The 24,371-nt window shown below is 72.9% G+C and carries 20 protein-coding genes and 1 pseudogene; 12 read left to right on the top strand and 9 right to left on the bottom strand.

Translation table 11 applies throughout. The features are described 5' to 3' along the window. Window positions 1–53: 53 nt before the first annotated feature. From AB0M80_RS27895 to AB0M80_RS27920, 6 genes and pseudogenes are all read left to right on the top strand, one after another. On the top strand, window positions 54–1,058 hold the full coding sequence (locus AB0M80_RS27895) for a hypothetical protein (RefSeq protein WP_364570885.1): 1,005 nt from the start codon (window positions 54–56) through the stop codon (window positions 1,056–1,058). A 148-nt stretch (window positions 1,059–1,206) separates the two neighbouring features. Continuing rightward, complete coding sequence (locus tag AB0M80_RS27900; protein WP_364570886.1) at window positions 1,207–1,344, top strand: hypothetical protein; 138 nt, start codon at window positions 1,207–1,209, stop codon at window positions 1,342–1,344. Window positions 1,345–1,389: 45 nt separating this feature from the next. Further along, window positions 1,390–2,694: an alpha/beta hydrolase gene (locus tag AB0M80_RS27905; RefSeq protein WP_364570887.1), complete on the top strand. Its 1,305-nt coding sequence runs from the start codon at window positions 1,390–1,392 to the stop codon at window positions 2,692–2,694. A 77-nt stretch (window positions 2,695–2,771) separates the two neighbouring features. After that, a complete protein-coding gene (locus AB0M80_RS27910; RefSeq protein WP_364570888.1) occupies window positions 2,772–3,647 on the top strand; it encodes an LLM class F420-dependent oxidoreductase in 876 nt (291 codons plus the stop codon). 106 nt (window positions 3,648–3,753) lie between these two features. Beyond that, window positions 3,754–4,056, top strand: a pseudogene (locus AB0M80_RS27915) (hypothetical protein); the annotation flags it as partial. Between the two features lie 1,062 nt (window positions 4,057–5,118). After that, complete coding sequence (locus tag AB0M80_RS27920) at window positions 5,119–5,772, top strand: GTP pyrophosphokinase family protein (protein WP_364570890.1); 654 nt, start codon at window positions 5,119–5,121, stop codon at window positions 5,770–5,772. Here the strand turns inward: AB0M80_RS27920 and AB0M80_RS27925 are convergent. Both AB0M80_RS27925 and AB0M80_RS27930 read right to left on the bottom strand, forming a co-directional pair. Continuing rightward, window positions 5,769–6,431, bottom strand: a complete 663-nt coding sequence (locus tag AB0M80_RS27925; RefSeq protein WP_364570891.1) for a TetR/AcrR family transcriptional regulator C-terminal domain-containing protein — start codon at window positions 6,429–6,431, stop codon at window positions 5,769–5,771. The genes AB0M80_RS27920 and AB0M80_RS27925 overlap by 4 nt on opposite strands. Continuing rightward, a complete protein-coding gene (locus AB0M80_RS27930) occupies window positions 6,428–7,732 on the bottom strand; it encodes a cytochrome P450 (protein WP_364570893.1) in 1,305 nt (434 codons plus the stop codon). The genes AB0M80_RS27925 and AB0M80_RS27930 overlap by 4 nt, the downstream gene beginning before the upstream one ends. Before the next feature lie 57 nt (window positions 7,733–7,789). Here AB0M80_RS27930 and AB0M80_RS27935 point away from each other — a divergent pair, with 57 nt between their 5' ends. Then, window positions 7,790–8,353 carry an ester cyclase gene (locus AB0M80_RS27935; protein WP_364570895.1) on the top strand — a complete coding sequence of 188 codons (564 nt, stop codon included), beginning with the start codon at window positions 7,790–7,792 and terminating at the stop codon, window positions 8,351–8,353. Here the strand turns inward: AB0M80_RS27935 and AB0M80_RS27940 are convergent, their stop codons facing one another. Continuing rightward, entirely contained in the window at window positions 8,354–9,037 is a 684-nt protein-coding gene (locus AB0M80_RS27940) for a DUF998 domain-containing protein (RefSeq protein WP_364570897.1), read from the bottom strand. It abuts the gene before it with no gap. 186 nt (window positions 9,038–9,223) lie between these two features. On the opposite strand from AB0M80_RS27940, the gene AB0M80_RS27945 reads away from it, so the two are divergent. Next, window positions 9,224–11,695 carry a M14 family zinc carboxypeptidase gene (locus AB0M80_RS27945; protein ID WP_364571184.1) on the top strand — a complete coding sequence of 824 codons (2,472 nt, stop codon included), beginning with the start codon at window positions 9,224–9,226 and terminating at the stop codon, window positions 11,693–11,695. A gap of 46 nt (window positions 11,696–11,741) precedes the next feature. Here the strand turns inward: AB0M80_RS27945 and AB0M80_RS27950 are convergent, their stop codons facing one another. The 3 genes from AB0M80_RS27950 to AB0M80_RS27960 form a co-directional block, all read right to left on the bottom strand. Continuing rightward, window positions 11,742–12,374 (bottom strand): LysE family transporter, encoded by a 633-nt coding sequence (locus AB0M80_RS27950; protein ID WP_364570899.1) that lies wholly within the window; start codon window positions 12,372–12,374, stop codon window positions 11,742–11,744. Between the two features lie 34 nt (window positions 12,375–12,408). After that, a complete protein-coding gene (locus AB0M80_RS27955; protein WP_364570901.1) occupies window positions 12,409–13,500 on the bottom strand; it encodes a DnaJ domain-containing protein in 1,092 nt (363 codons plus the stop codon). 434 nt (window positions 13,501–13,934) lie between these two features. Beyond that, the gene (locus tag AB0M80_RS27960) at window positions 13,935–15,518 is read right to left on the bottom strand and encodes an AMP-binding protein (protein WP_364570902.1); all 1,584 of its coding nucleotides are present in this window, start codon (window positions 15,516–15,518) and stop codon (window positions 13,935–13,937) included. A gap of 239 nt (window positions 15,519–15,757) precedes the next feature. Between AB0M80_RS27960 and AB0M80_RS27965 the strand changes: the two genes are divergently transcribed. Both AB0M80_RS27965 and AB0M80_RS27970 read left to right on the top strand, forming a co-directional pair. Continuing rightward, window positions 15,758–16,711 (top strand): TIGR03557 family F420-dependent LLM class oxidoreductase, encoded by a 954-nt coding sequence (locus AB0M80_RS27965; RefSeq protein ID WP_364570904.1) that lies wholly within the window; start codon window positions 15,758–15,760, stop codon window positions 16,709–16,711. Between the two features lie 77 nt (window positions 16,712–16,788). Next, complete coding sequence (locus AB0M80_RS27970) at window positions 16,789–17,298, top strand: DinB family protein (protein ID WP_364570906.1); 510 nt, start codon at window positions 16,789–16,791, stop codon at window positions 17,296–17,298. A gap of 5 nt (window positions 17,299–17,303) precedes the next feature. On the opposite strand, the gene AB0M80_RS27975 is transcribed toward AB0M80_RS27970, so the two are convergent. From AB0M80_RS27975 to AB0M80_RS27985, 3 genes are all read right to left on the bottom strand, one after another. Then, entirely contained in the window at window positions 17,304–18,032 is a 729-nt protein-coding gene (locus AB0M80_RS27975) for a transporter substrate-binding domain-containing protein (protein WP_364570908.1), read from the bottom strand. A 49-nt stretch (window positions 18,033–18,081) separates the two neighbouring features. Next, window positions 18,082–19,179 carry an aldose epimerase family protein gene (locus AB0M80_RS27980; RefSeq protein WP_364570910.1) on the bottom strand — a complete coding sequence of 366 codons (1,098 nt, stop codon included), beginning with the start codon at window positions 19,177–19,179 and terminating at the stop codon, window positions 18,082–18,084. A gap of 180 nt (window positions 19,180–19,359) precedes the next feature. After that, window positions 19,360–20,610, bottom strand: coding sequence for a helix-turn-helix domain-containing protein (locus AB0M80_RS27985; RefSeq protein WP_364570912.1), 1,251 nt, complete (start codon window positions 20,608–20,610; stop codon window positions 19,360–19,362). Between the two features lie 283 nt (window positions 20,611–20,893). On the opposite strand from AB0M80_RS27985, the gene AB0M80_RS27990 reads away from it, so the two are divergent. After that, window positions 20,894–22,903, top strand: coding sequence for an MMPL family transporter (locus AB0M80_RS27990; protein ID WP_364570914.1), 2,010 nt, complete (start codon window positions 20,894–20,896; stop codon window positions 22,901–22,903). Beyond that, window positions 22,900–24,291: an MFS transporter gene (locus AB0M80_RS27995; RefSeq protein WP_364570916.1), complete on the top strand. Its 1,392-nt coding sequence runs from the start codon at window positions 22,900–22,902 to the stop codon at window positions 24,289–24,291. The genes AB0M80_RS27990 and AB0M80_RS27995 overlap by 4 nt, the downstream gene beginning before the upstream one ends. Window positions 24,292–24,371 lie beyond the last annotated feature (80 nt).

Here is a 24,371-nt window from a genome sequence, read left to right on the forward strand (position 1 = left end):
GTACGGTACGGACCGTACCCTAATGATCCGTACCCTGATGAACGGAGTGCATCGTGCGAGCCAAGGGCATCGGCTACGACACCGGGCTGGCGCGTGGCGGGCGGTTCAACCGCCCGTTCGACCCGGAGCTGGTCCGCCGCGAGCTGACGATCATCCGCGACGACCTGCACTGCACGGCCGTCCGGCTGATCGGCACCGACCTGGACCGCATCGAGTTCGCCGCCCGCGAGGCGGCCGCGCTCGGGCTGGAGGTGTGGTTCTCGCCGTTCCCGTGGGACCGCACCCCGGAGGAGATCCTGGACCTGTTCGGCGACGGTGCCGCGCGGGCCGAACGCCTGCGCGAGGCGGGCGCCGAGGTCGTGTTCGTCACCGGTGCCGAGCTGAGCCTGTTCAACCACGGTTTCCTGCCCGGCGAGGACCTGCCCTCCCGGATCGCGCAGCTGATGGCGTCGCGGGACCTCCTGGCCGGCCTTCCGGCGCGGGTCAACGAGTTCTTGGCGCGCGCGGTCGAGGTGGTCCGGGCCCGGTTCGGCGGTCGCGTCACGTACGCGGCGGTTCCCTTGGAACGCGTCGACTGGACGCCCTTCGACATCGTCTCGGTGGACGCGCACCGCTCGAAGGAGGTCGAGCACGGCTACCGCGAGGGCGTCCGCAGCCTGGTGGCGGCGGGCAAACCGGTGGCGATCACGGAGTTCGGCGTGACGCCCTACCGGGGCGCGGCGGACCTGGGCGCTCGCTGCGGCGAAATCCTCGAGTACGACGGCGACGTCCCGGTCCGGCTGAACGGCGAGTACGTCCGGGACGAAGAGGAGCAGGCGAGGTACCTGCGCGAGCTGCTGGAGGTGTTCGGGACCGAAGGCGTCGACGCGGCTTTCGCGTGCACCTTCGTCTGTTACGGCCTGGTGCACCGGGCCGATCCCCGGGTCGACCTGGACATGGCGAGCTGGGGGGTGGTGAAGGTGCTGGAGGAAGGCTCGGGGGAGACGTTTCCCGGAGTTCCGTGGGAGCCGAAGGCGGCCTTCTTCGCGCTGGCCGACTGCTACGGAGCCGTCCGATGAATTGTCGACCACACTGCGAGGACGGCCCTGCGCTCGTTCGCTGTCTCCGTTCTCGCTGTCCCGCTCGTCCTGAGCGCGGCCGTGCCCGCCCAAGCGGCCCCGCTCTAACGGGACCGGAGCCGGCGCGCCGGTTGCCGCGCAGGGCAGCATGGCCAACGTGAACCTCCCCGACCAGGGCGACTACGTCCGCCCCGAGTGGGGGATCTACCGGTCGGTCGAGAGCGCGTCGTCCGACATCCTCGACACCTACCTGCTGTTCCGGAACTACACGGCGGCCCGCAAGTAGCCGCGGAAGTGGCCGGCGCGGGCCGTCCGGGGTGACACTGGCGGCATGAAGGTCGTCGGCGGGCAACGTGGTGCGTACCGCCCGCCGTCGACCGTGCCGCCGGCGTTGCGCCGCGGTCCGCTGCTGGTCACGGCCGTCTTCGCGGCCTTCGGCGGCGCGGTGATCCCGGCGGCCGCGGTGCCCGCGCTTTGGCGGATCTGGCAGCTGTACGCGATGCTGTTCGGCGCGGTCGCCGCCGTCGGGATCGCCGCTGCGGCCGCGGTGCTCGGGTGGCCGACGCGCAAGACGGCGCACTTCGGCGCGCTCGCGGCGTCCGGCGCCCTCGCCTTGTGGGTGGTCAGCCGTCCGCTCGGCCTGCTGACGCGATTCGATCCGTGGCAACCGGCGGACACCGTGGTGGGCTTCGCCGACTGGGTCGCGGCCGGGCTGCAGGGCATCGCGGTGTGCGGCTTCCTCTTCGTGGCCCGGCGCCGGGCGCACCCGTGGCCGTCCGCGCCGCGGCGGGTGCTCGCGTGGATCGTGCTGTTCCCCGTGCTCGTGGCGGTGCTCGCGACCGGCGTGGCGGGAACCGTCGCGGCCGGCGACAGCAGCACCGGGACCACCGCCTCGACGTTGCTCGACGGCGGGCCGGGCACCGTCGAGTACTGCCGTCCCGACGGGATCCCGCTGGCCATGGACGTCTACCGGCGGCGGACGGGCGGGCCGCCGGTCCCGGTGGTGCTCTTCCTGCACGGCGGCGGGCTGGTCTTCGGCAACCGCAAGCCCACCGGTCCCGGCGCCCTGCTCGCCGGCTCGCGGTCCGGCACGCTGCGGGACGAGCTGACGGCCCGCGGGTTCGCGGTCGCCGTGATCGACTTCCGGCTCGCGCCCGCGGCGCCGTGGCCGGCCCCGCTCGCCGACGCGCGGTGCGCGGTCCGGTTCCTCAAGGCCAACGCGGCCGCGCTGGCCGTCGACCCCACCCGGATCGCGGTGTGGGGCACCGGCACGGGCGGCACGCTGGCGTCGCTGCTCGGCGTCGCGCGCGGCCGGGACACCGGCCAGTACCCGGGCCAGGACAGCACGGTCCGCGCGGTGGCGGCGCGGTCGGCTCCCGCAGACTTCGACCTCGCGGGCCTGGACCCGCCGGCCAGGGCCTCGATCCTCGTGGCCCTGGGCCGCTCGCCGTCGACGCTCCGCGCGGCGAGCCCGCTGACGTATGCCGGCCCGGGCGCACCCCCGTTCCTGCTCTACGACGGCGGCCGGAAGTCGGCCGAGTTCGCGGCTCGCCTGCGGGCGGCGGGGGGTGCGGTGACCGAGGGGCCGGCCGACGACCGCGCGGTCGCGGAGTTCCTCGCCGCGGCCGTGGGCTGAGCGGATCCGGGGCTTGCCCTGGAGTGCGCTCCAGGGCCTAGCGTGGCGGGACGCCGACCACGACAGGAGCACGTTCCATGGAACTCGGTTTCCACCTCCCCATCTTCGACATCGACGGCGGGCCCACCGCCATCGCCGGTGAGCTCGCCCGCGTGGGCGCCGCGGCGGAGGAGGCCGGGGCGACCTGGCTGTCTTTCATGGACCACTACTTCCAGATCGAACCCACCGGCCTGCCCGCCGAGTCGAACATGCTGGAGGGCTACACCACGCTCGGTTACCTCGCCGCGCACACGTCCCGGATCGACCTCGGCCTGCTGGTCACCGGGGTGACCTACCGGCACCCCGGGCTGCTCGCGAAGATCGTCACCACGCTCGACGTCCTCTCGGGCGGCCGGGCCGTCCTCGGGATCGGGGCCGCCTGGTTCGAGCGCGAGCACCGGGGGATGGGCGTGCCGTTCCCGCCGGTCGCCGAGCGGTTCGAGCGGCTGGAGGAGACGTTGCGCATCTGCACGCAGATGTGGGACCCGGCGGACAACGGGCCGTTCGAGGGCAAGCACTACCAGCTGGCCGAAACGCTCTGCTCGCCGCAGCCGATCAACCGGCCGAAGGTGCTCGTCGGCGGCGGCGGGGAACGCAAGACGCTGCGGCTGGTCGCCCGGTACGCCGACGCGTGCAACCTCTTCGGCAGTTCCCCGGAGGACGTCGCGCACAAGCTCGACGTGCTGCGCCGCCACTGCGACGACCTCGGCCGCGACTACGACGCGATCCGCAAGACGATCCTCGCCAACAACCCGCGTCCGACGCCGGAAACCCGCGACGAGTTCGTCCGCGCCATGGCCGGCTACGCGAAGCTCGGGGTGCAGAGGGCGATCGTCACCCCGACGACGGGTTCGCCCGCCGCGTGGATCGAGGGCATGGCCCCGGCCGTGCCGCAGCTGGCGGAGCTGGGCTGACCGTTCTGTCCACTGTGGACTTGTTGGTCGTTTTCGTCCCGCGGTGAACCCTCCGGCGGATTCCCCCGTGTGCTCTGGTGAGGTGGCGACCCGAGAGGAGGGGCTGATGCCCCACGAGCGAAGGACCGGACGACACCGCAAACAGGCGACGATCGGTTTCGCCGCGCTGCTGGGAGTCGCGGGGGCGACCGCAACGGCGATCGCCCTGAGCAGCCCCGCGAGCAACGCGGCGACCGAGAACTGCAGTGGTCTGGACACAGCGCTGCAGAACAACCTCACGTTCATCGCGGGCCAGCAAGCGGCCCCGGACGCCCAGTCGGCGGCGCGGATAGCGAACCGCCAGGCGGTGGTCGACCAGATCGAGCAGCGGCGCGAGGCCGCGGGGTGCGCCGGCAAGGTCGCGGCAAACGCGGTGGCGGCCGAGTGCGCGGTGGTCGCCGGAGCGGCGGAGCAGGCTGAAGCGGTCGAGCAGAACGGTATGGCTGCGGAGAAGGACGTAGCCGACGAGAACGGCGCAGGTGCCGGGAAGGCCAAGGCCAAGCAGAAGGGCATGGCCGCGGAGAAGGGCATGGCCGCGGAAAACGGGGCGGCCGACGACCAGAACGCGGCCGACCAGAACGCAGCCGACCAAGACGCGGCCGACCAGAACGCAGCCGACCAGAACGCGGCGGCTGCCCAGGCCTGCGAAGTGGTCGAGAAGTGCGTAGCCCAGGCCTCCGGCGCGGCCGGCGCCGAGCAGAATGGCATGGCCGATCAGCAAGGCAACGCCAAGAAGCAAGGCAACGCCAAGAAGCAAGGCAAGGCCGAGCAGAACGGCATGGCCAACGAGAACGGCATGGCCGACCAGAACGGCATGGCCGACCAGCAGGGCAACGCCAAGAAGCAGGGCAAGGCCGACGAGAACGGTATGGCCGAGCAGAACGGCATGGCTGACCAGAACGGTATGGCCAACGAGAACGGCATGGCCGACCAGCAGGGCATGGCCAACCAGAACGGCATGGCCGACCAGCAGGGCATGGCCAACCAGAACGGCATGGCCGACCAGCAGGGGGCGGCAGTCCAGAACGAGGTCTCCGAGCAGGACTGCACGGCGATCCTCGACTGCGTCTCCCAAGCCGCGGCCGACCAGACCGCCGCGGCCGATCAGCAGGGCATGGCCGCCGAGCAGAAAGGCAACGGCCACCAGAAGGCCGAGGCCCAAGCCGCCGAGGATGCGGCCGCGGTCGCCGAGAAGTGCGTCGCCGCCCAGACCGCGGCAACGACAGTGACCGAAACCGGGACCGCGACAGCGACCGCCGGGAAGTAGACCCGGAAGGTGGGCACCGGTGGCGGGCCGGTGCCCACCTTCCGCCACCCGGTGCGCCACCCGAACCGGTGACCGGCGGGAACTCCGGCCCGTCGCCGTCCGTTGACCGCGTGGAGCGCAGTACTCTGGCGCTCGGACAACGACCGACGACAGCACGAGGCTCCAGTGACCACCGACCCGGCGGCCGAGCACGCTTCCCTGCGCGAGGCGGCCGCCGAGCTGGCCGTCGCCGGGCAGCTCCCGCGGTTCCTCCTGATGTACAAGTTCGCCATCGAAGAGCTGATGACGAAGCTGCGCATCCTCAGCGAGGAGTTCGACTTCGTCCACCAGCACGACCCGATCGAGCACATCACGAGCCGGGTCAAGCGGCCGGAAGCGATCAAGGAGAAGGTGCACCGCCGCGGGCTCGGCGGCGACTGGGTCGCCGCGGCCGGTGCTCTCGACGACATCGCCGGCATCCGCGTGGTGTGCCCGTTCGTCTCCGACGTCTACGAGGTCGCCCGGATGCTCACCGCGCAGGACGACGTGGAGCTGCTGCGCACCAAGGACTACATCGGCAGCCCGAAGGCGAACGGCTACCGCAGCCTGCACCTCATCGTGCGCATCCCGGTGTTCCTCTCCGACCGGGTGGAGAAGGTCAAGGTCGAGGTGCAGCTGCGCACCATCGCCATGGACTTCTGGGCGGCGGTGGAGCACAAGCTCTCGTACAAGTACCGCGACAGCGTGCCCCCCGATTTCGCGGGCGAACTCGCGGCGGCGGCCCGGACGGCGGCCGACCTCGACGCCCGGATGGCGGCGTTGCACGAACGCATCCGCTAGCGCCCGGCCATCGCGCCGAGGGCGTCGAGCAGGATCCGCAGCCCGAACGCGAACTCCGCGTCGTGGTCGCACACCGCCAGGAACGGCGCCGCCGCCGAAACGGCGGGCAGACCCGAGCCTTCGAGGTCCGCGAGCCGGCGGCGGGCACCGTCGGTATCGGTGCCGCCGAACGTCGGCCCGGCCTCGACTTCCCGCATCAACGTGCCGATGAGGAACGCCACCACGGCCCACAGCCCGTGCACCGCGCGATCCGGCGGGAAGCCCGCCGCGAGCAGCGGGGCGAGCACGCTCTCCACCGGCGCCAGCGCCGTCATCGACGCGAGCCGGCGGGTGAGCACGAGCGGCGCCGCGCGCGGGTGGCCGAGCATCGCGGCGCGGAACCCGTGCGCCAGCGCGGACATCGTTTCCCGCAGGTCCGCACCCGGTGGGGGAGCGGGGATCGCGGCCAGCAGGACCTCGGCGATCCCGTCCAGCAACGCGTCCTTGCCGTCGACGTGGTTGTACAGGCTCATCGGGTCGACGCCGAGCCGCCGCGCGAGCTTGCGCATGCTCACGGCGTCCAGACCCTCTTCGTCGACCAGGGTGAGCGCCTCCCGCAGGATCCGCTCGCGCGACAAGACGTCCGCGTTCTTGGGCGGACGGCCACGCCGGCCCGTCATGGAGCGAGCACGGCGGGCAGGTGTTCGTAGCCGCGCAGGATCCGCGTCGACCGGCGACGGCCACCGGGCAGCACGCGCAAGCCGGGGAACCGGCCGAAGATCGTGCGCAACCCGATCTCGCCCTCCATGCGCGCCAGCGAGGCACCGAGGCAGTGGTGGCGGCCGGCGCCGAACGAGACGTGGTCGCGCGCGCCGGCCCGGGTGACGTCGAAGACGGCCGGCTCGGCGAACACACCCGGGTCGCGGTTGGCGCCGGCCAGGACCGTGGTCACGAGCGCTCCGCGCGGCACGGGAACCCCGGCGACCTCGGTCGCGCGCGTCGCCAGGCGGCCGGTCAGCAGGACCGGCGGGTCGTACCGGAGGACCTCCTCGACGGCGTTGCTCCACAGCTCCGGCCGTTCGCGCAGCACGGCGAGCTGCTCGGGGGCACCGGCGAGCAGCGCGATGCCGCTGCCGAGCAGGTTGACGGTCGTCTCGAAGCCCGCGGCGAGCACCAGGCCGGCGGTCGACTTCAGCTCCGTCTCGGTGAGCCCGACCCCGCCGTCGCGGGCCGCGACGAGCTTGCTGAACAGGTCGTCGCCGGGGTGCCGGCGCAGGTGGTCGAGGTGCTCGCCGAGCCAGGTGTCGAACTCGGCCAGCGCGGTTTCGACGTCGCGGAACGTGCGCCAGCCGAGCCCGAGGTCGAGGCTGGGCGCGGCGGCCGCGCCCAGCGAAAGCACCTTGCCGAGATCGGCCGGCGGCACGCCGAGGATCTCGCTGATGACGGTCACCGGGAGCATCCCGCAGTAGGACTCGACGAGGTCGAGCGGGCGGCCGGGGTCGAGCGCGTCGAGCAGGCCGTCCGCGATCTCCTGCACCCGGCCGCGCAGCTGCTCGACCGCGCGCACGGTGAACACGCCGGTGACGAGCTTGCGGTAGCGGGTGTGCTCGGGCGGGTTGACGGCGAGCAGCGACGGCGGCCGCACCGGGTGCAGGTGCTCGCCGGCCGACCACTCGACCAGCCGGCCGAGTGCCGAGCCGTCGGACCCGATGATGCCGACGCGGAAGTCGTCGCTGGAGAGCACTTCCCGGACCGCGGCGTGCGTGGTGGTCATCCAGCCGAAGCGGGTGCGGGCGAGCGGCCCGGCGGCGCGGATCTCCTCGAAGAGCCCGGTCAGGTCGTGCCCGCCGGCCGCGGCGACGACCATCCGCCCCTGCAGGTCCCCGCGCCGGGCCTGCCGGCGCAGCACGGTACGGGGGAGCGCGTGGCCGAGGCCCCAGCGGACGACCGGTTTCGCGCGGTCCAGAGCTCCTTCGAGCACGGCTGCCCCTTCCGTGGGTATCGTCGATTACCTACACTGTAGATCGAAGGGACCCCGATGAGCGAGTTCGACCTTCCCGCCCCCGAAGTCCTCGCCGCCCGGAAGAAGCTGGTGCTCGACCACTTCCGCGACGAAGTCGCCCAGGACTGGGACGCCACCCTGGCGACGTTCCCGCACCCGCACTACGAGGTGGTGGCGACGATGACGGTCCACGACGGCGACAGTGCCGTCCGCGGCTACTACCACGACACCCGCACGGCGTTCCCCGACCAGCGTCACGAGCTGATCGCGCTGCGCCACAGTGCGGACGCGGTCGTGGTGGAGTTCTGGCTGCTGGGCACGCACCTGGGTCCGCTCGGCCCGATCCCGGCGACCGGTTCCCGCTTCCGCGTCCGCATGACGGCCTACTTCCTCTTCGACGAGGGCGAGCACCTGGTGTGCGAGCGCATCTACTTCGACACGCTGTCGATGTTCAAGCAGCTGGTCGGCGGGGTGGACAAGAAGAAGCCGAAGAACTGGCTTCTGCTGGCGCGGGTCGCGCGTGGGTTCCTGGCGATGTCCGGCGGGCGGCCCGACCCGCGGCTTCTCGAGACGGAAGAGCCGAAGCTGCGTGCGGTCTGATCACGCGGGTTCGTCGCGCGCGGCTGCGATCCGGTCATTCGCGGTCGCGCCCACCGGCGCCAGCAGCACGCCCAACGCGAGCAGTTCCGTCATCGCCATCCCGCGTTCCACCAGCCCGAGCGGGATGAGCGTCCACCAGCGGCCGTCCTCCGCCGCGGCCACCGCCACCGCGCCCAGGATCACCGCGAACCAGCCCAGGGACACGATCGCCAGCACCCGCGCCAGCCATCGGCGTCCCGGCGACGAAGGGAACGCCGTGCGTGCCGCCACCAGCACCGCCAGTGGCAGCGCCACGAAGGCCACCACGCTCGCGATCCGGTGCAGCGTGCCGCCGAAGTCCGCGCGGGAGACCGTGGCCCAGTCCGGCTTGGGGAACGCCACGATGACCAGTAGCCCGACCGTCCACAGTGTCCCCAGGACGGCCGCCGGTGCCGGTAGCCGCCGTTGGCCGGCCAGTACCGCCAGGCCTGCTGCCGAGCCGAGGGCGACCAGGACCACCGCGAGGTCGAAGACCCACTTGTGGTCGGACAAGCCGTACTCGCTGATCGTGCGGCGGGTCGCGCTGATCTCGTCCGTCGGCGGGATGACCTGCAGCAGCAGCACCAGGCCGGCGCCGAGCACCAGCGCGGCGAGGCACGTCAGCGACACCGCGACCGACACCCGTCGCGCAGGGATCGTGACCATGGACCGACAGTAGCCGAACGGCGGTTGAACTCCCGGTGAAGGGCCTCGCCGCGGTGAACGCTGTCAGACTTACGGCGGTTACCGCAGCCGGTTTTCCTCCATTATGGTCCCTCGCTACCGGTAGGTCCGTCCTGCCGGCATCGGTCAAGGAGGTCGCTTCCTGTGGGGAATTCACCAAGACGGCTGGTGTTGCTGGCTTCGGCCGTCGCGCTGGCCGCAACGTTCGTCGCGCTGCCGGTCGGCACCGCAGGCGCGGCGCAGAACATCCTGCGCGCCGACAAGGCGGTGGCCCGCTCGTGCTTCGCGAAAGTGCTGCCCAAGGGCACCTCGGGCACCGATCGCCGTGAGCTGACGTCCACGGTGGACGGTCTCGTCCAGGCGCGGCTCAAGCCGGCCCAGGGCGCCGAGGGCGACTGGGACGTCGCCGTGTTCGACAAGGCCACCGGGAGCGTGGTCGCCGCCTCGGCGGCGTTGCGCAGCCACGAACTCGCCGAGAGCTTCGTGAAGAAGGGGCAGGAACTCGTCGTCCAGGGCTGCCGGTACGGCGGCTCGGCCGGTCAGGCCCAGCTCGGTGTCGACTTCCTGGCGCTGACGCCGCAGGGCACGCCGACCGGCGCGGCGCCGGCGGCCCAGCGCGCGGAACTCGTCCGCGTCGAGACGCCCACGCGCGCCGACAAGAACAAGCTGACCGCGCTCGGCCTCGACGTCACCGAGAAGGGGGACGCGACCGGGATCGAGGTCGTGCTCGCCGGCGACGCCGACCGCAAGACGCTCGCCGACAGCGGCTTCAAGTCGAAGGTCGTCGAGGCGGACCTGTCGGCCAAGTCCGTCCGGGACGCGAAGACCGACCGCCAGTACGCCGCCAAGACCGCCGCGTCGGCGCTGCCGTCCGGGCGCACCAGCTACCGGCACCTCTACGAGTACAACTTCGAGATGAAGGAGCTGGCCCGCAAGAACCCGAACCTGGTTTCGGCGTTCACCATGCCCGAGTCGACGTGGGAGGGCCGGGACGTCGTCGGCGTCGAGATCGCCACCGACGTCAAGAACGTGACCGACGGCAAGCCGGTGAACTTCACCATGGGCGTGCACCACGCCCGGGAGTGGCCGGCGGCCGAGCACGTCATGGAGTGGGCGTACGAGCTGATCAACGGCTACTCGCGCGACGCCGCCATCCGGTCCTTGGTCGGCAAGACGCGCAACATCGTCGTGCCGATCGTCAACCCGGACGGCTTCGAGATCTCCCGCGAGGCCGAGCCCAAGGGCGACTTCACCCGGTTCGACTATGAAATGAAGCGCAAGAACTGCAACGTCAACGACTCGCCGCCGCAGTACGCGACCGGCGTGTGCAAGGCGAACCCGGGCGGCCGCCTCCGCGGTACCGACCCGAACCGCAACTACGCGGGCTTCTGGGGCGGTGCCGGCGCCGAGCTGGCCTGGAGCGGCGACACCTTCCGCGGGTCCGCGCCGTTCAGCGAGCCCGAGGTCCGCAACGTGCGCTCGATCGTGGCCTCGCGCCAGGTGACCAACCTGATGACGATGCACACCGTCGCCGCGCTGGTGCTGCGCCCGCCGGGCGTGGCCGACGTCCGTCCGCCGCTGGAGGAGCCGCAGTACAAGGCCCTCGGTGACAAGCTGGCCTCGCGCAACGGCTACACCAGCGAGCCGAGCTGGGCGCTCTACGACACCACCGGCACCACCGAGGACTGGTCGTACTGGGCCACCGGCGGCTGGGGCTTCACCATCGAGGTCGGCGGCAACGGCTTCCACGGGCCCTACGCCGACAGCGTCGTGGCCGAGTACGCGGGCCTGGCCCCCGCGGCCGGCGCCGGCAAGGGCGGCAACCGCCAGGCGTTCCTGGACATGCTGGGCAACGCCGCCGACCCGCAGCAGCACTCGACGCTGATCGGCTCGGCCCCCCAGGGTTACCAGCTCAAGCTGCACAAGACGTTCCAGACGCCGACGTCGCCGGTGATCCAGCCGGACGGCTCCACCAAGCCGCCGATCTACTACACCGACGACCTGAACTCGAAGCTCACCGCCACCGGCGGGCGCTTCGCCTGGTCGGTCAACCCGTCGACCCGGCCGTACGTGGCCGGCCGGTACGGGCGGGACCCGCAGGGCCCGGCGCAGCAGGGCTTCGCGGTCGCCAACCCCGCGGGCGTGCCGCCGATCAACCAGAACTACCCGGCCGACCCGGCGGGCGACTCGTTCACCTTCCACGTCGACGCCCTGCCGAAGGTGGACAACGGGAAGTTCAGCGTCAACATCAACTGGGCGAACACCGCGACCGACTGGGACCTGTTCATCTACGACTCGGCGGGCAACCTGGTCAGCTCGTCGGCGAACGGCGGTACGACGTCCGAGCACGCCGTGCTGTTCGACCCGCCGGCCGGCGACTACAAGGCCGTGGTGGTCAACTACGACCAGGCCGACCCGAACGCGGTCGACGACTGGACCGGTGACGTGGCGTTCGCGTCGCCGATCCCGCCGACCTACGGGACGAAGGAGGCCTACCAGCTGACCTGCTCGTCGCCGAAGGGCAAGCTCGTCGGCGTGGCGGACGTCTTCGTCGACCGCGGCCAGACGGTCGACGTCGGCGAGGTCTGCACCCGGTCCGCGCACGCGCAGAAGCAGCGCGCTTCGGGCGGCGTCCGGTAGTTGCCGTTTCGTTCGTGAAGGCCTCCTCGCTCGCGCGGGGAGGCCTTCACGGCGTTACGGCGAGGGTGACGCCGAGGATTACCAGGATCGTGCCCACGACGCGGTTGAGGGCCGGTTTCGCGCGGGCGTACCAGCGTTGGGTGGCGGGGGAGGAGAACAGCAGGGCGACGCTCAGGTGCCAGGCGGCCGAGGCGGCGACGATCAGGGCCACCGCGGCGGCTTTGACGGCCGTGGGTTCGGTGGGCGGGAGCGTCGCGGTGAGGACGCTGCCGAAGAACGCGGCGGCTTTGGGGTTGGTCAGGTTGCTGAGCACACCGCGGCGGAAGAACACCCCGGGGCCGCCCGGGGTGGCCGCCGCCCGGTCCGGCGGTGCGGCGGGGTCGTCGGGAGCGCGGGCGCGCCACCACAGCCGCACGCCGAGCCACGCCAGGTACGCGCCGCAGACCACGCGCAACGCCGTGGCCAGCCACGGCGTGCGCGCCAGTACGCCGCCCAGCCCAAAGACCGCGACCGCGGCCAGCAGCCCGCCCGCGGCGACCACGCCGAGCGCGATCGCGACCGCGGCCCGCCGGGTTCCGGTGGCGGCGGTGTGCGCGATGAGGACGAAGTTGGGGCCGGGGGAGACGGCGGCCGGGAGGTAGGCCAGGAGGACGGTGGCGAGGGTGGCGGCGGGGCTCATCGGGCCGGAGTCCTTGCCGGCTCGGGAACCGGGCTCACGCCGCCCGGCCGCCGCCGCCGACGACCTGGTCGCGCATCGTCCGCAGGGTTTCGTGGTCCACTGTGGACGGATCGGCCGCCAGCCACTCGCCGATCTCGTGCAGGAACTCCTCCGGCGTCATCGGCGCGACCGGCAAGTCGTCCGGGTCGGCCGTGGTCACTTCGCCGCTGCGGCTCGGGTACACGATCATCACGCCCCTCAGCGCCACGTCGGGCAGCAGGTCGCGGTAGGCGGCCAAGCTGTCCGCGAGCCGGCTGCCGCCGCCGCGGAACGGGCGGCCGTTGCGCAGCAGCCTGCCGTCCTCCGCGGTCTCGTAGTGCCCCGGCAGCCACAGCTTCGACTCGATGAGCACCAGCCGCTTGCCGCACAGCACCGCGTGGTCGACGTCGGCGAACACCGAACCGGGCCAGGCGAGCCCGTGGAAGATGCGGGCGCCGGGCAGCCGGGTGAGGTAACCCTCGAGCAGGTCGGCGGTGAGCCGCTCGGCCAGCTCGTCGCGCTCGGTGCCGGGAGCGCCGAAGACCGTGCGGCCGCCGAACTCCTCGGCGTACGCCTCGCGGGCCCGTGCGGCCCGCAGGTACCCGCGCGCCAGCCGCTGGACCAGCAGTGCCGTCCCGGCCGTCAGCAGCAGCCAGACGATGAGCACCGGCGGCGAGAACCCGACCCCGGTGACCAGCGGCAGCAGGACCAGCACCATCCCGGCCACCGCGGCGACCACCGGCGTGTGCCCCGGCGCGCGGCGGCCGTGCCGCATCCGGGTGTCCTCGCCGGCGAGGTGCCACCAGCCGAGGTCCTCGGCGTCCAGTTCGGGCAGTGCGGGGACGAACCCGGGCTCGTCGCCGAAGCGGCGCCGCGGGCGGGGCCGGACCGGCACGGGCACCACGGCCGCGCCGCCGCCGTCGTAGCGGGCGCGGGTCACCGGATCGCTCAGGACGTCGTAGGCCTCGCGCAGCAGCCGGAACGTGCCGACCGTGCCGCCGCCGTCCGGGTGCATGGTCTTGGCCAGCCGGCGGTAGGCCGTCTTGACGTCGGCCGCCGTGGCGTCCCGGCGGACGCCGAGCACCTCGTAGTAGTCGACCTCGGGCACGCGGGCGTTCACCTCCGGATGGCTGCGCGAAAACTTTATGGGGTCGGGTCGCGGGGTCTGCCACCGCCTCGGCGGCGCGCCGGGGTGATGCTCCTCGGTGCAGGTCAGGGCGGCGTGCGGAGTTCTACCGCTGACGGCGCGGGGGTCGCGCGCCCCGGTGTGCGGCGGCCGGCGGCCCGCGTGACGACGTCCCGTGCGGTGGCGCAGCCGTGTTTGCCGTGGTCCCGCAGTGTCCACGGAGGACTGGACGTCACCCGGAAGTGTTGCTGCACCGGAAAAGCCCGAGGCCTGGTGACTTTTCGTAGTCATATTTCACCTGAACAGACGCGAACAGGTGTTCGAATGCTCGGCTAGGATGGAGTCATGTCCCCGGCATCCCCCAGACGTGACGGGTCCACCGCCACCCCACCTCGGCAGCGGGCCCGTCACCCCCGTCAGCGCTCGCGCAGCAGGAACCGCTGCAGCTTCCCGCTGGCGTTGCGCGGCAGCGCGTCGAGGAAGCGCACCCGGCGCGGGTACTTGTACGGCGCCGCAACGGCTTTGGCGTGCTCCTGCAGGGCGTGCACGACGTCCGGGCCCGGGGCGACGCCGGGCCGGAGCACGACGAAGGCGGTCACGACCGCGCCCCGGTCCGGGTCGGGCGTGCCGACGACCGCGCACTCGTCGACGTCCGGATGGGTCAGCAGCACCTCTTCGACCTCGGGAGCCGCGATGTTGTAGCCGGAGGAGACGATCATGTCGTCGCTGCGCGCCACGAACCGGAAGTAGCCACCCGCTTCGCGGACGTAGGTGTCGCCGGTGATGTTCCAGCCGTCGCGGACGTAATCGGTCTGCCGGGGGTCGCCGAGGTAGCGGCAGCCGGTGGGGCCCTGGACCGCGAGCAGCCCGGGCGTGCCGTCCGGAACCGGGCGGCCCTCGACGTCCAGGACGGCGGCGCGGAAGCCGGGGACGACCTTGCCGGTCCGGCCGGGGCGGACGTCGTCGCCGGCCGCCGAGATGAACACGTGCAGCATCTCCGTGCTGCCGATGCCGTCGATCAGCGGCGATCCGGTGACCTCGCGGTACCGCTCGGCCACGGCGGCGGGGAGCGCTTCCCCGGCGGAGACGGCGCGGCGGACCCCGGCCAGCAGCGGCCCGTCGCCGGAGCCGAGGATCGCGCGGTAGGCGGTCGGCGCGGTGAACAGCACCGTCACCGCCTGCTCGGCGACGACCGACGCCAGTTCCCGGGGGGTCGCGCGTTCCAGCAGGAGGACCGATGCGCCGGCGCGCAGCGGGAACACCAGCAGGCCGCCCAGCCCGAAGGTGAACGCCAGCGGCGGGGTGCCGCAGAAGAGGTCGTCCGCGGTGGGCTGCACGACGTGCCGGGAGAACGTGTCGGCGATGGCGAGCAGGTCGCGGTGGAAGTGCATGGTGGCCTTCGGCGTCCCGGTGGTGCCGGAGGTGAAGGCGAGGAGGGCGACGTCGTCGGCGGCCGTCGGCACGTCGGCGAAGGTCGACGGGTGCCGCGCACAGCGTTCGGCCAGTTCGGTGCCGTAGGACACCACCGGCAGCCCGGGCGGCAGCTCGTCGAGCAGGCGCTCGTCGCACAGGGCGACCGCGGGCCGCGCCCGGTCGGTGATCTTGGCCAGCTCGCCACGGCGCAGCAACGGCATGGTCGTGACGGCGACGGCCCCGGCCTTGAGGACGCCGAGCCAGCACGCCGCGAGCCACGGCGAGTTGGTGCCGCGCAGCAGCACGCGGTGACCCGGCACGATCCCGAGCTCGGCGGTGAGGACGTGCGCGACCCGGTTGGCGCGCGCGAGGACGTCCCCGTAGGTCCACGTCTCGTGCGGCGAGCGCAGACAGGGCCGGTCCGCGCCCAGGCGGGCGGCGGTGTCGTCGAGCAACGCCGTCGCGGCGTTGAGCCGGTCGGGGTAGCGCAGCTCCGGAAGGTCGAACACCAGCCGCGGCCACTGGCCGGCGGGCGGCAGCCGGTCGCGGCAGAAGGAGTCGGTGTGAGCGCTGGGAGTAAGCCTCATCGCAGCCCCTCTGTCTCGACCTGCACCACCAGGAACGTAGCACTCGTTGCGACCGTCGAGAAGACGCAATGTCGCATCCCTGACGGCGGCGACGGGATAGCGATACGGCAGGAAGCCGGGCTTGCGGACCCCGTGACCGGACGGCGGATTCCGCACGAACGTCCGCGAACTGTCGTCCACGAACCGGTCGCGGGAGCCTGCCGGGGTTTCGGCGGCCGCGCCGGTGGTAGCCCACGGGCATGGTGAGCGTCGGTTACTTCCTGTCCTCCGAAGAATTTTCGCCGCGCGAGCTGGTCCACCAGGCCCGGCTCGCCGAAGCCGCCGGGTTCGAACGGCTGTGGATCTCCGACCACTTCCACCCGTGGCTCGACGAGCAGGGAAGCAGCCCGTTCGTGTGGTCGGTGATCGGCGCGCTCAGCGAAGTCACGTCGCTGCCGATCTCGACGGCGGTGACCTGTCCCCTCATCCGGATGCACCCCGTGGTGGTTGCGCAGGCGGCCGCCACCGCGGCCGTGCAGTGCGAAGGCCGGTTCGTCCTCGGCGTGGGCACCGGGGAAGCGCTCAACGAGCACGTCACCGGCGAGCAGTGGCCGCCGCCGCAGGTGCGGCTGGAGATGCTCGAAGAGGCGATCGACGTCATCCGGGCGCTGCACAGCGGCGAAGAGGTCAACCACCGCGGCCAGTACTACACCGTCGACCACGCCCGGCTCTACACCCTGCCGGAACAACCCGTGCCGATCTACGTGTCGGCGTTCGGGCCCGAGGCCACCGAGCTGGCCGCCCGCACCGGCGACGGGTTCTGCACCGTCATGCCGGACGCCGACCTGGTGCGGAAGTACCGCGAAGCCGGCGGTGGTGACCGGCCGGTGCAGGGCGGCCTGAAGGTGTGCTGGGCCGATTCCGAGGAGGACGGTGTCCGCACGGCGCACCAGCGGTGGCGCAACGAACTGCTGCCCGGCAAGCTGCCCTCGACCCTGCCCACCCCCGCCGACTACGCGGCCGCGTCGACCCTGGTGACCGAGGACATGGTCCGCGGGCAGTTCCCCTGCGGCCCGGACGCCGACCGGCACGTCGCAGCGGTCCGCGAGTTCGCCGACGCCGGGTTCGACGAGGTCTACGTCCAGCAGATCGGACCGGACCAGGAGAAGTTCTTCGAAGCCTGGCAGACCCAGGTGCTGCCGCGCTTGTCTTGAGCGGTCCGGGCGCGGTCACCCCGACGTGGCGCGCGGGCTCACGGCGTTGCGGGCCACCGCCCAGTAGCTTTTCGATCATGGTCGAGACGCCCGAGCCCCCGCCTACCCTGGCTGATCCGCGCGCCTTGCTGCTGGGCTACCTCGACCACAACGCCACCGCGATCCTGCGCAAGCTCGACGGCCTCTCCGAGCGCGAGCTGCGCCGGAGCGTGCTGCCGTCGGGGTGGACGCCGCTGGGGATGGTCAAGCACCTCGCCTGCACCGAACGCTTCTGGATCCGGTACCTGTTCGCCGGGGAGGACGTCGACTTCACCTGGCCCCGCACCGCCGAACAGGAGTGGTTCGTCGCGCCGGAGGAACCCGCCGCGGAGATCAAGGCCTTCTTCGTGGCGGAGCGCGAAAACTGTGCCCGGCTCGCCGCGGTCACCCCGCTGGACGGGCGGGCCGTCCGCACGACCCGCCGCGGCGGCGCCGAAGAGCACCCGACGTTCGCGTGGATCCTGTTCCACCTGGTGCAGAGCTTCGCCCGGCACGCCGGGCACGTGGACGTCGGGCGCGAGCTGGTCGACGGGGTGACCGGCAAGTAGCGCCGTCAAGTGGCCGCCGCGGGCGGGGCGACCGTGGCGTCCGGCTGGTTCGCGCGGCGCAGCGCGTCGGCGACGAACCCGCTCGCCTTCAGCTCCTCGACCAGCTCGCGCAGGAACGCGATCGTCTCCGGGCGGCGGTCCGGGGTCGTGGCGACCGCCTGCCGGATCTCCATGAAGCGGCCGGGGAGCACCCGGGTTCCCGGGTGGGCGGCGGCGTAGGCGGTCATCGGCCGGCGGATTCCCGCGGCGACCTCCAGCCCCCGGGCCTCGAACGCCGTGACGCCGTCCTCGCCGCGCACGACCGTCGCGTGCCGGAGGGTCCGGGTCAGGTACAGGTCGTACGCCGAACCCTCCTTCACCGCGATCCGGACGTCCGGCCGGTCGACGTCGGCCGGCGAGGCGAACGGCGAGTCGTTCGCCACCACGTACACGCCCTCGATGAGGACGTACGGCGCGGTGAACGCCACCCGGTCCGCGCGGGCGGGTTCGATCGCCAGGAAGCCGAGGTCGGCCGCGCCCGAGGTCAGCGCGTCGAACGACTTCCGGGCCGCGTCGAAGCAGACGAACTCGACCGGGACGTCCAGCCGCGCGGCCACTTCGCGCGCGAGGTCCACCGTGACCCCGCCCGGCTCCGCCGGCGTGCCGTGGGCCAGCACGGGATTGCCGAGGTTGACGGCGGCGCGCAGCGTGCCGGTGGGCGCGAGGTCCCCGGCGACGACGGAAAGATCTCCCATGACCGGCGAGGGTATCGGCGGGACCGGGTGTGCGCCGCGCGATTGTCGCTCACGCCACCGGCGGCTCGTCCGCGGTGGTCAGGGCGAACACCGTCTCCTGGTGGTAGACCTCGCCCGGCCGGAGCACGGTGCTGGGGAAGTCCGGGCGGTTGGGGGAGTCCGGGAAGTGCTGGGCCTCCAGCGCGAACCCCGCGCCGCGGTGGTACGGGCGGCCGCTGGTGCCGACCAGGTCCGCGGTGAGGTAGTTGCCGGAGTAGAACTGCACGCCGGGCTCGGTCGTCCACATCGTGAGCAGGCGGCCGGACGCCGGGTCCCACGCCCGGGCGGCGAACGGCGAGCCGCTGTCGAGGACCCAGTTGTGGTCGTAGCCCTGGCCGGCCACCAGCTGGGGGTCGGGCTCGCCGAGCCGGGCGCCGATCCGCGTGGACCGGCGGAAATCGAACGGCGTGCCGTCGACCGGTACCGGCTCGCCGGCCGGGATCAGGTCGTCGCCGGTGGGGCAGAACCGGCTCGCGGCGATCTCCAGCCAGTGCTCGTGGACGTCACCCGCGCCTTCGCCGGCCAGGTTCCAGTAGGTGTGGTTGGTCAGGTTGACGACGGTCGGCGCGTCGGTGGTCGCGCGGTAGGTGATGCGCAGCCGGTCGCGCCCGTCGAGGCGGTAGGTGACCTCGGTGGTGAGCCGGCCGGGGTAGCCCTGGTCGCCGTCCGGGCTGACCAGGGTGAGCCGCAGCGCCACGCCGTCGGCGTCGCGGATTTCGGCCGCCGACCAGACCCGCGTGTCGAACCCGGCGGGCCCGCCGTGCAGGCTGTTCTTGCCGTTGTTGAGGGGCACCCGGTGCTGGACGCCGTCGAGGGTGAAGGTGCCCCCGGCGATCCGGTTGGCGAACCGGCCGATCACCGCGCCGAGGAAAACCCGGTCCGCACCGGGCTGGTTGTTGGCGAGGTACCCGCCGAGGTCGCCGAAGCCCAGGACGACGTTGCCCGGCCGGCCGTCGCGGTCCGGCGCTTCCAGCGACTGGAGCACGCCGCCGTAGTCGAGCACGCGCACGACCGGGCCGCCGGGACGGCCGAGCGTGTACCGGTGGACGTCCGCGCCGCCGGCGCGGCCGAAGAACTCCCGGGTGAGTTCGGGCGGGAGCGGGGTCATCGGCGAGTCCTCCAACCGGCTGTTAACGCTAACAGCCCGCAGAGACCATAAGTTCGGGCGCCCCGCACGGTCAAGGACGTCCCCCGACGAGCCGCCGAACGGGCTCCGCAGACCCCGCCTGCGCGCCTCCAAACGCTGTGAATGCCACCTTCAGGGACGCCAAGTCCCTGAAGGTGGCATTCACGGCGTTGGCGCAGGGTTGGGACGGGTGCCCAGCAGCCGGTGGGCGCGCAGGGCCATCTGGATCTCCAGCCGTTTCGCCGGATCCGCCAGCCGGTCGCCGAACAGTTCACTCAGCTGGCTCACGCGGTAGCGGACCGTCTGGGGGTGGATCCGCAGGGCCTGGGCGATCTCCGGGGTGTTCCCGTTGTGCTCCAGCCAGCTCAGCAACGTCTCCGCCAGCCGGGTCTGCTGCTTCACCGTCAGGCCGGCGAAGGGGGCGAGCGCTTTCGCCGACAGTTCGTCCAGCAGGAAGCGGTCGACCAGCAGCCAGTGCGTCGCCAGGTGGTCGGCCGTGTGGGTGACCGGGTGGTCGCCGGCCAGGCCCCGGCGGACGAGGTCGAGCGTGCGGCGGGCCCACAGCAGCGACGTCGCCGCGTCGGCCGGGCGGACCCGCGGGCCGACCGCCGCCCGCCAGCCCGGCAGGCGGCCTTCGAGCCCCCGCAGGTCGCGGTCCGGGTTCGGGGTCAGCAAGCAGGGCTCGGGGCCTTCCAGGTCGAGCAGCACGTCGTCGGCAACCTGCGGGGACGGCGGCGGGTGCTGCTCGGTCCGCGGGGCGAGCGCGACGACCGTGACCCATTCCGGCATCGCCCACTGCGCCGCCTTGGCCATCGTCGCCAGCGTGCCCGGCGACGCCGGCGGGGTGGCGAGGAGCAGTTCGAACAGCCGGTGCCGCCGTCGTTCGAGCGTGCCGGTCGCCATCGCCTGCGCCAGGGTGTACCCCTCGACCGAATACGAGGAGATCTCTTCCACGTAGGCGAAAATGGCCTCCGCGCCGACGCAGAGCACCGCCGCCGGGAAGCGGTGGGCCTGCCCCAGCTCGGCCACGTAGCGCCACGCCGCGCGGCCGCCCGCGCGGTAGGCGGCCTGCAGTGAATTGAGGCTGCCGCCGTCGTGGTGAACGCGCTTCCCGACCTCCATGAACAGTTTCGCCCAATTGTCCTGTGTGGACGCCAGGTCTTCGATGCTGTCGATGCAGCTGAGCACCGCCTGCTCGATCGCCAGCACGATCATCTTGCCGAACTCGCCTTCGAGGGGCTTGGCGTACTCGGGCACGGCCCGCTGGACCTCCTCGAGGATCCGCCGGGCGAGCGGGTCGGCGTGCGGCCGGAACCGCCGCGCGAGTTCCGTCGGCAGCGAGCACCACAGCTGCCGCGCGCGGCCGGTGCCCCTCGGGTGTGGAACCGCCGCCTGCGTGATCGTCCGGGTCATGGCACACACCCCTTGCCGCATCTCGTGAAGGGTTCGCGCCGTCGTCGGCGCGGACGCCATGTACTCACACGGGATCGGACTTGGCAACCGCCACCCCTGCGCGGAGATCGGGTTCTGTCACGCCAGGTGCAACGGCCGCACCGGGCTTTGTCACGTGGCCGACAAACCCCGGAACACTGATTCCGGCAAAGGTTTCCGGGACCGGATTTGTGAACCGGGACGGTATCTTCGCGCCCCGTCCCGTTGTTAGCGTGATCAACCGGCACGCGGGAGGAGAACACCGATGACGGCGCTCGTTTCCTGGTGTTTCCGCCGGGCCGGGGTGGTCATCGTGCTGTGGTTCGTGGCGCTGGGCGGGCTCGGTTTCGCCGCTGTGCACACCGGTGCGGCCTTCCGCGACACGGTGGACCTGCCCGCCGCGGACAGCACGGCGGCGGCGAACCTCCTGCGCGCCGCCGGTACCGGCGGCGCCGGGGAACGCGTCGTCGTCCGCTCGGAGGAAGGCCCGGTCGACAGCGGCGCGGGCCGCGCCCGGCTCGACGCGCTCGCCGCCCGGCTGGCGGCGCTGCCGCACGTCGTGTCCGTCGGCCCGCCGCCCGGCGAGGTATCCGCCGATCGGCGGATCGCGGTGCTCACCGTGCGCTTCGACGCCCCGGCCGCGGACCTCGGGCAGGGGACGGCCGACGCGCTGGCCGCCGTCGTCCGCGACGCCGGCGGCCTGACCGCCGGGGCTTCCGGCGAGCTCGCGGCGATGACGGCCGCCGCACCGGACCTGGGCAACGCCGGGATCGGCCTGCTCGCCGCGGCCGTGGTGCTGCTGGTGGCCTTCGGCTCACTGACCTGCGTCCTGATCCCGGTCCTCACCGCAGCGGTCTCGGTCGGCTGCGCCCTCGCCGCCGTCACCGTGTTGTCGCACGTCATGACCGTGCCGAAGATCAGCACCGAGATCGCCGCGCTGCTCGGGCTCGGCGTCGGCGTCGACTACGCGCTGTTCGTGCTCACCCGCTACCGGCAGGGCCGCGCCGAAGGCGCCGAGCCGGCGGCGGCGCTGGCCGTGGCGGCCGCGACCTCCGGCCGCAGCGTGGTCTTCGCCGGCGTCACCGTCTGCGTCTCACTGGCCGGCATGCTCACCGTCGGCATGCCGTTCCTGAACGGGATCGCGGTGGCCGCCGCGGTCTCGGTGCTGCTGACCGCGTTCGCCGCGTTGACCCTGCTGCCCGCGCTGCTGCGGCCGGTCGCCCGCCGGATGAGCGTGCGGCCGGACGGCGGCGATGGCCGCTGGGGCCGGCTCGCGCGGGCGGTGACCGCGCGGCCCGGCCCGTACACCCTCGCGGCGGTGCTGGTCGTGGCCGTGCTCGCGCTGCCGATGGCCGGGCTGCGGCTCGGCGTGCCGGACGCCGCGCTCGACCCGCCCGGCAGCGTCACGCGGACCGCCGCCGAACTGCTCGAAGAGGGGTTCGGGCCGGGCGCGGACGCCCCGCTGCTGGTGGCCGGGACCGGCGGCACCTCGGTGGGGCAGCTCCGGGAAGCGCTGCTCGCGAGTGCCGACGTCGGCCCGCCCACCGCGCTGCCCGGGGACGTCTGGCTGCTCACGGTGCTCCCCCGGACGGCGCCCGATGATCCGGCCACCGGTGAACTGCTGACCTCGACGCGGGCGATGGCCAGGATCATCGGCAGCCCGGACGCGCACGTCGGCGGGGTCGTCGCGGCCCGGGCCGACTTCTCCGCCGCGATCACCGCGCGGCTGCCGCTGTTCCTCGCCGCCGTCGTCGGGATTTCGGTCCTGCTGCTCGCCTGGGTGTTCCGCAGTGTGCTGATCCCGCTCACCGCGGCGGTGATGAACCTGCTGACCGCGGCCGCGACGACCGGTGCGGTGGTGTTCGCCTTCGGCGGCCCGATCGAGCCGTACCTGCCGGTCTTCCTGTTCGCGGGGCTGTTCGGGCTGTCGATGGACTACGAGGTCTTCCTCATCGCCCGCGTCCAGGAGGCGTGGCGCCGCCACGGCGACACCCGGGCCGCCGTGGTCGACGGCGTCGCGGCGACCGGCCGGACCATCACCGCGGCCGCGCTGATCATGGCGCTGGTGTTCGTGTCGTTCGCCTTCGTGGACGCGCGGGTGGTGCGGGAGGCGGGTGTCGGGCTGACCGTCGCCGTGCTCCTGGACGCGGTCGTGGTCCGGTGCGTGCTCGTGCCCGCGGTGATGGCCCGCTTCGGCGCGGCGAACTGGTGGTTCCCGGGCGCGCGGGCCCGGCCCGCGCGCGGGCGGCACGCGTTGCAGGGGAGTGCGCGGTGAAGCGCCGGAACCGGACGCTGGCGCTGCTCGCGCTCGGGGCGTTCGTCACGACGCTGGACAACACGATCGTCGCCGCGGGCGCGCCGTCCATCGCCCGCGAGCTGACCCTGGACCTCGGGGCCCTGCAGTGGATCGCGCTCGGGTACATGCTCCCGTTCGCCGGGCTGCTGCCGGTCGCGGGCACGATGATCGATCGCTGGGGACGGCGCCCGGCCCTGACGGCCGCGCTGTCCGCGTTCGGTTTCGGCGCGGTGGCGGGCGGGCTGGCGGCCTCGGCGTGGCTGCTGGTCGCCGCCCGGGTGCTGCAAGGGGTGGCGGCCGCGTTCCTGGTGCCGGGGCTGCTGAGCCTGCTGCGGACCAACCTCGACGCGCGGGGCCGGACGCTCGGCGCGGCGGTGTGGACGGCGTGCCTGGCCGCCGCGCTGGCCCTCGGCCCCGCGCTCGGCGGCGTCCTGAGCGAATACCTGGGCTGGGCGTGGATCTTCTTCGTCAACCTCCCGTTCGTGGCGGCGATGCTCGTTCTGCTGCCGGGAACCGTGCCGCCCGGCGGCGGCGCGGCGACCCGCGCGCCCCCGCCGTCGGCGATGATCCTGGTGACGGCGAGCCTGGTGCTGCTCACCACCGCGCTGGCCGTACCCCGCGCCCGGATCCCGCTGCTCGCCGCGGGGACCGCGTTGGTGGTGGCGTTCCTCGTCCGGGAGCGGCGGGCGGCCGACCGGCTGATCCCGGCGGCCCTGACCGGAAACCCGGTGTTCCTGGGCTCGCTCGGCCTGCAGCTGTTGTGGGGACTGGGGATCTCCGGGATCTTCTTCTTCACGCCGTTGCTGCACCAGGAGTTCCTCGGGCTGGGCCCGGCCGGCGCCGGGCTGCCGCTGGTCTTGGTGGCGGTGGCGGTCGTGGCCGCCACGCCGCTGGTGCCGGCGGCCGCCGCCCGTCATGGTCCACTTCGGACGGTGGCCGCGGGGCTGGCCGTGGTCGGGGCGGGGCTGCTCGTCCTGGCCGCGGTGAACCACGTGCCCCTGCTGTGGCCGCGGGTGCCGGGCATGCTCCTGATCGGCGCGGGTTCGGCCTTCACCGTCCCGATGACGTCGCACGCGCTGGACGTGGTCGCGCAACGGCATTCCGGCACGGCGTCGGGTTTGCTCACCGCGGCCCGGGAGCTGTCGAGCGCGCTCGGCGTCGCGCTGATCGGTGCCGTGCTGACGTCGGTGCGCGCGGCGCGGCTCGAAGCGGGCGCCCCCGCCGGAGCGGCGCTGGCCGGCGGGTACACCGCGGGCCTGCTCGCCGCGGCCGGGCTGACCCTTGCCGGCGCGCTGCTGGCCGCGCGGGTGCCGGGGACGCGGCTCGCCGGCAACTCGTCCCCGCGTGACAAACGCGCGGTGCCCTGACCCGTTTCCCGGTGAGTATTCGAGATCGGTCCGTTGACAACCGCACAGGCGCGGCTATTGAGTGCGCCGGTAAACGCTCT

This window comes from Amycolatopsis sp. NPDC051045 (assembly GCF_040682955.1).
Taxonomy (GTDB): Bacteria; Actinomycetota; Actinomycetes; order Mycobacteriales; family Pseudonocardiaceae; genus Amycolatopsis.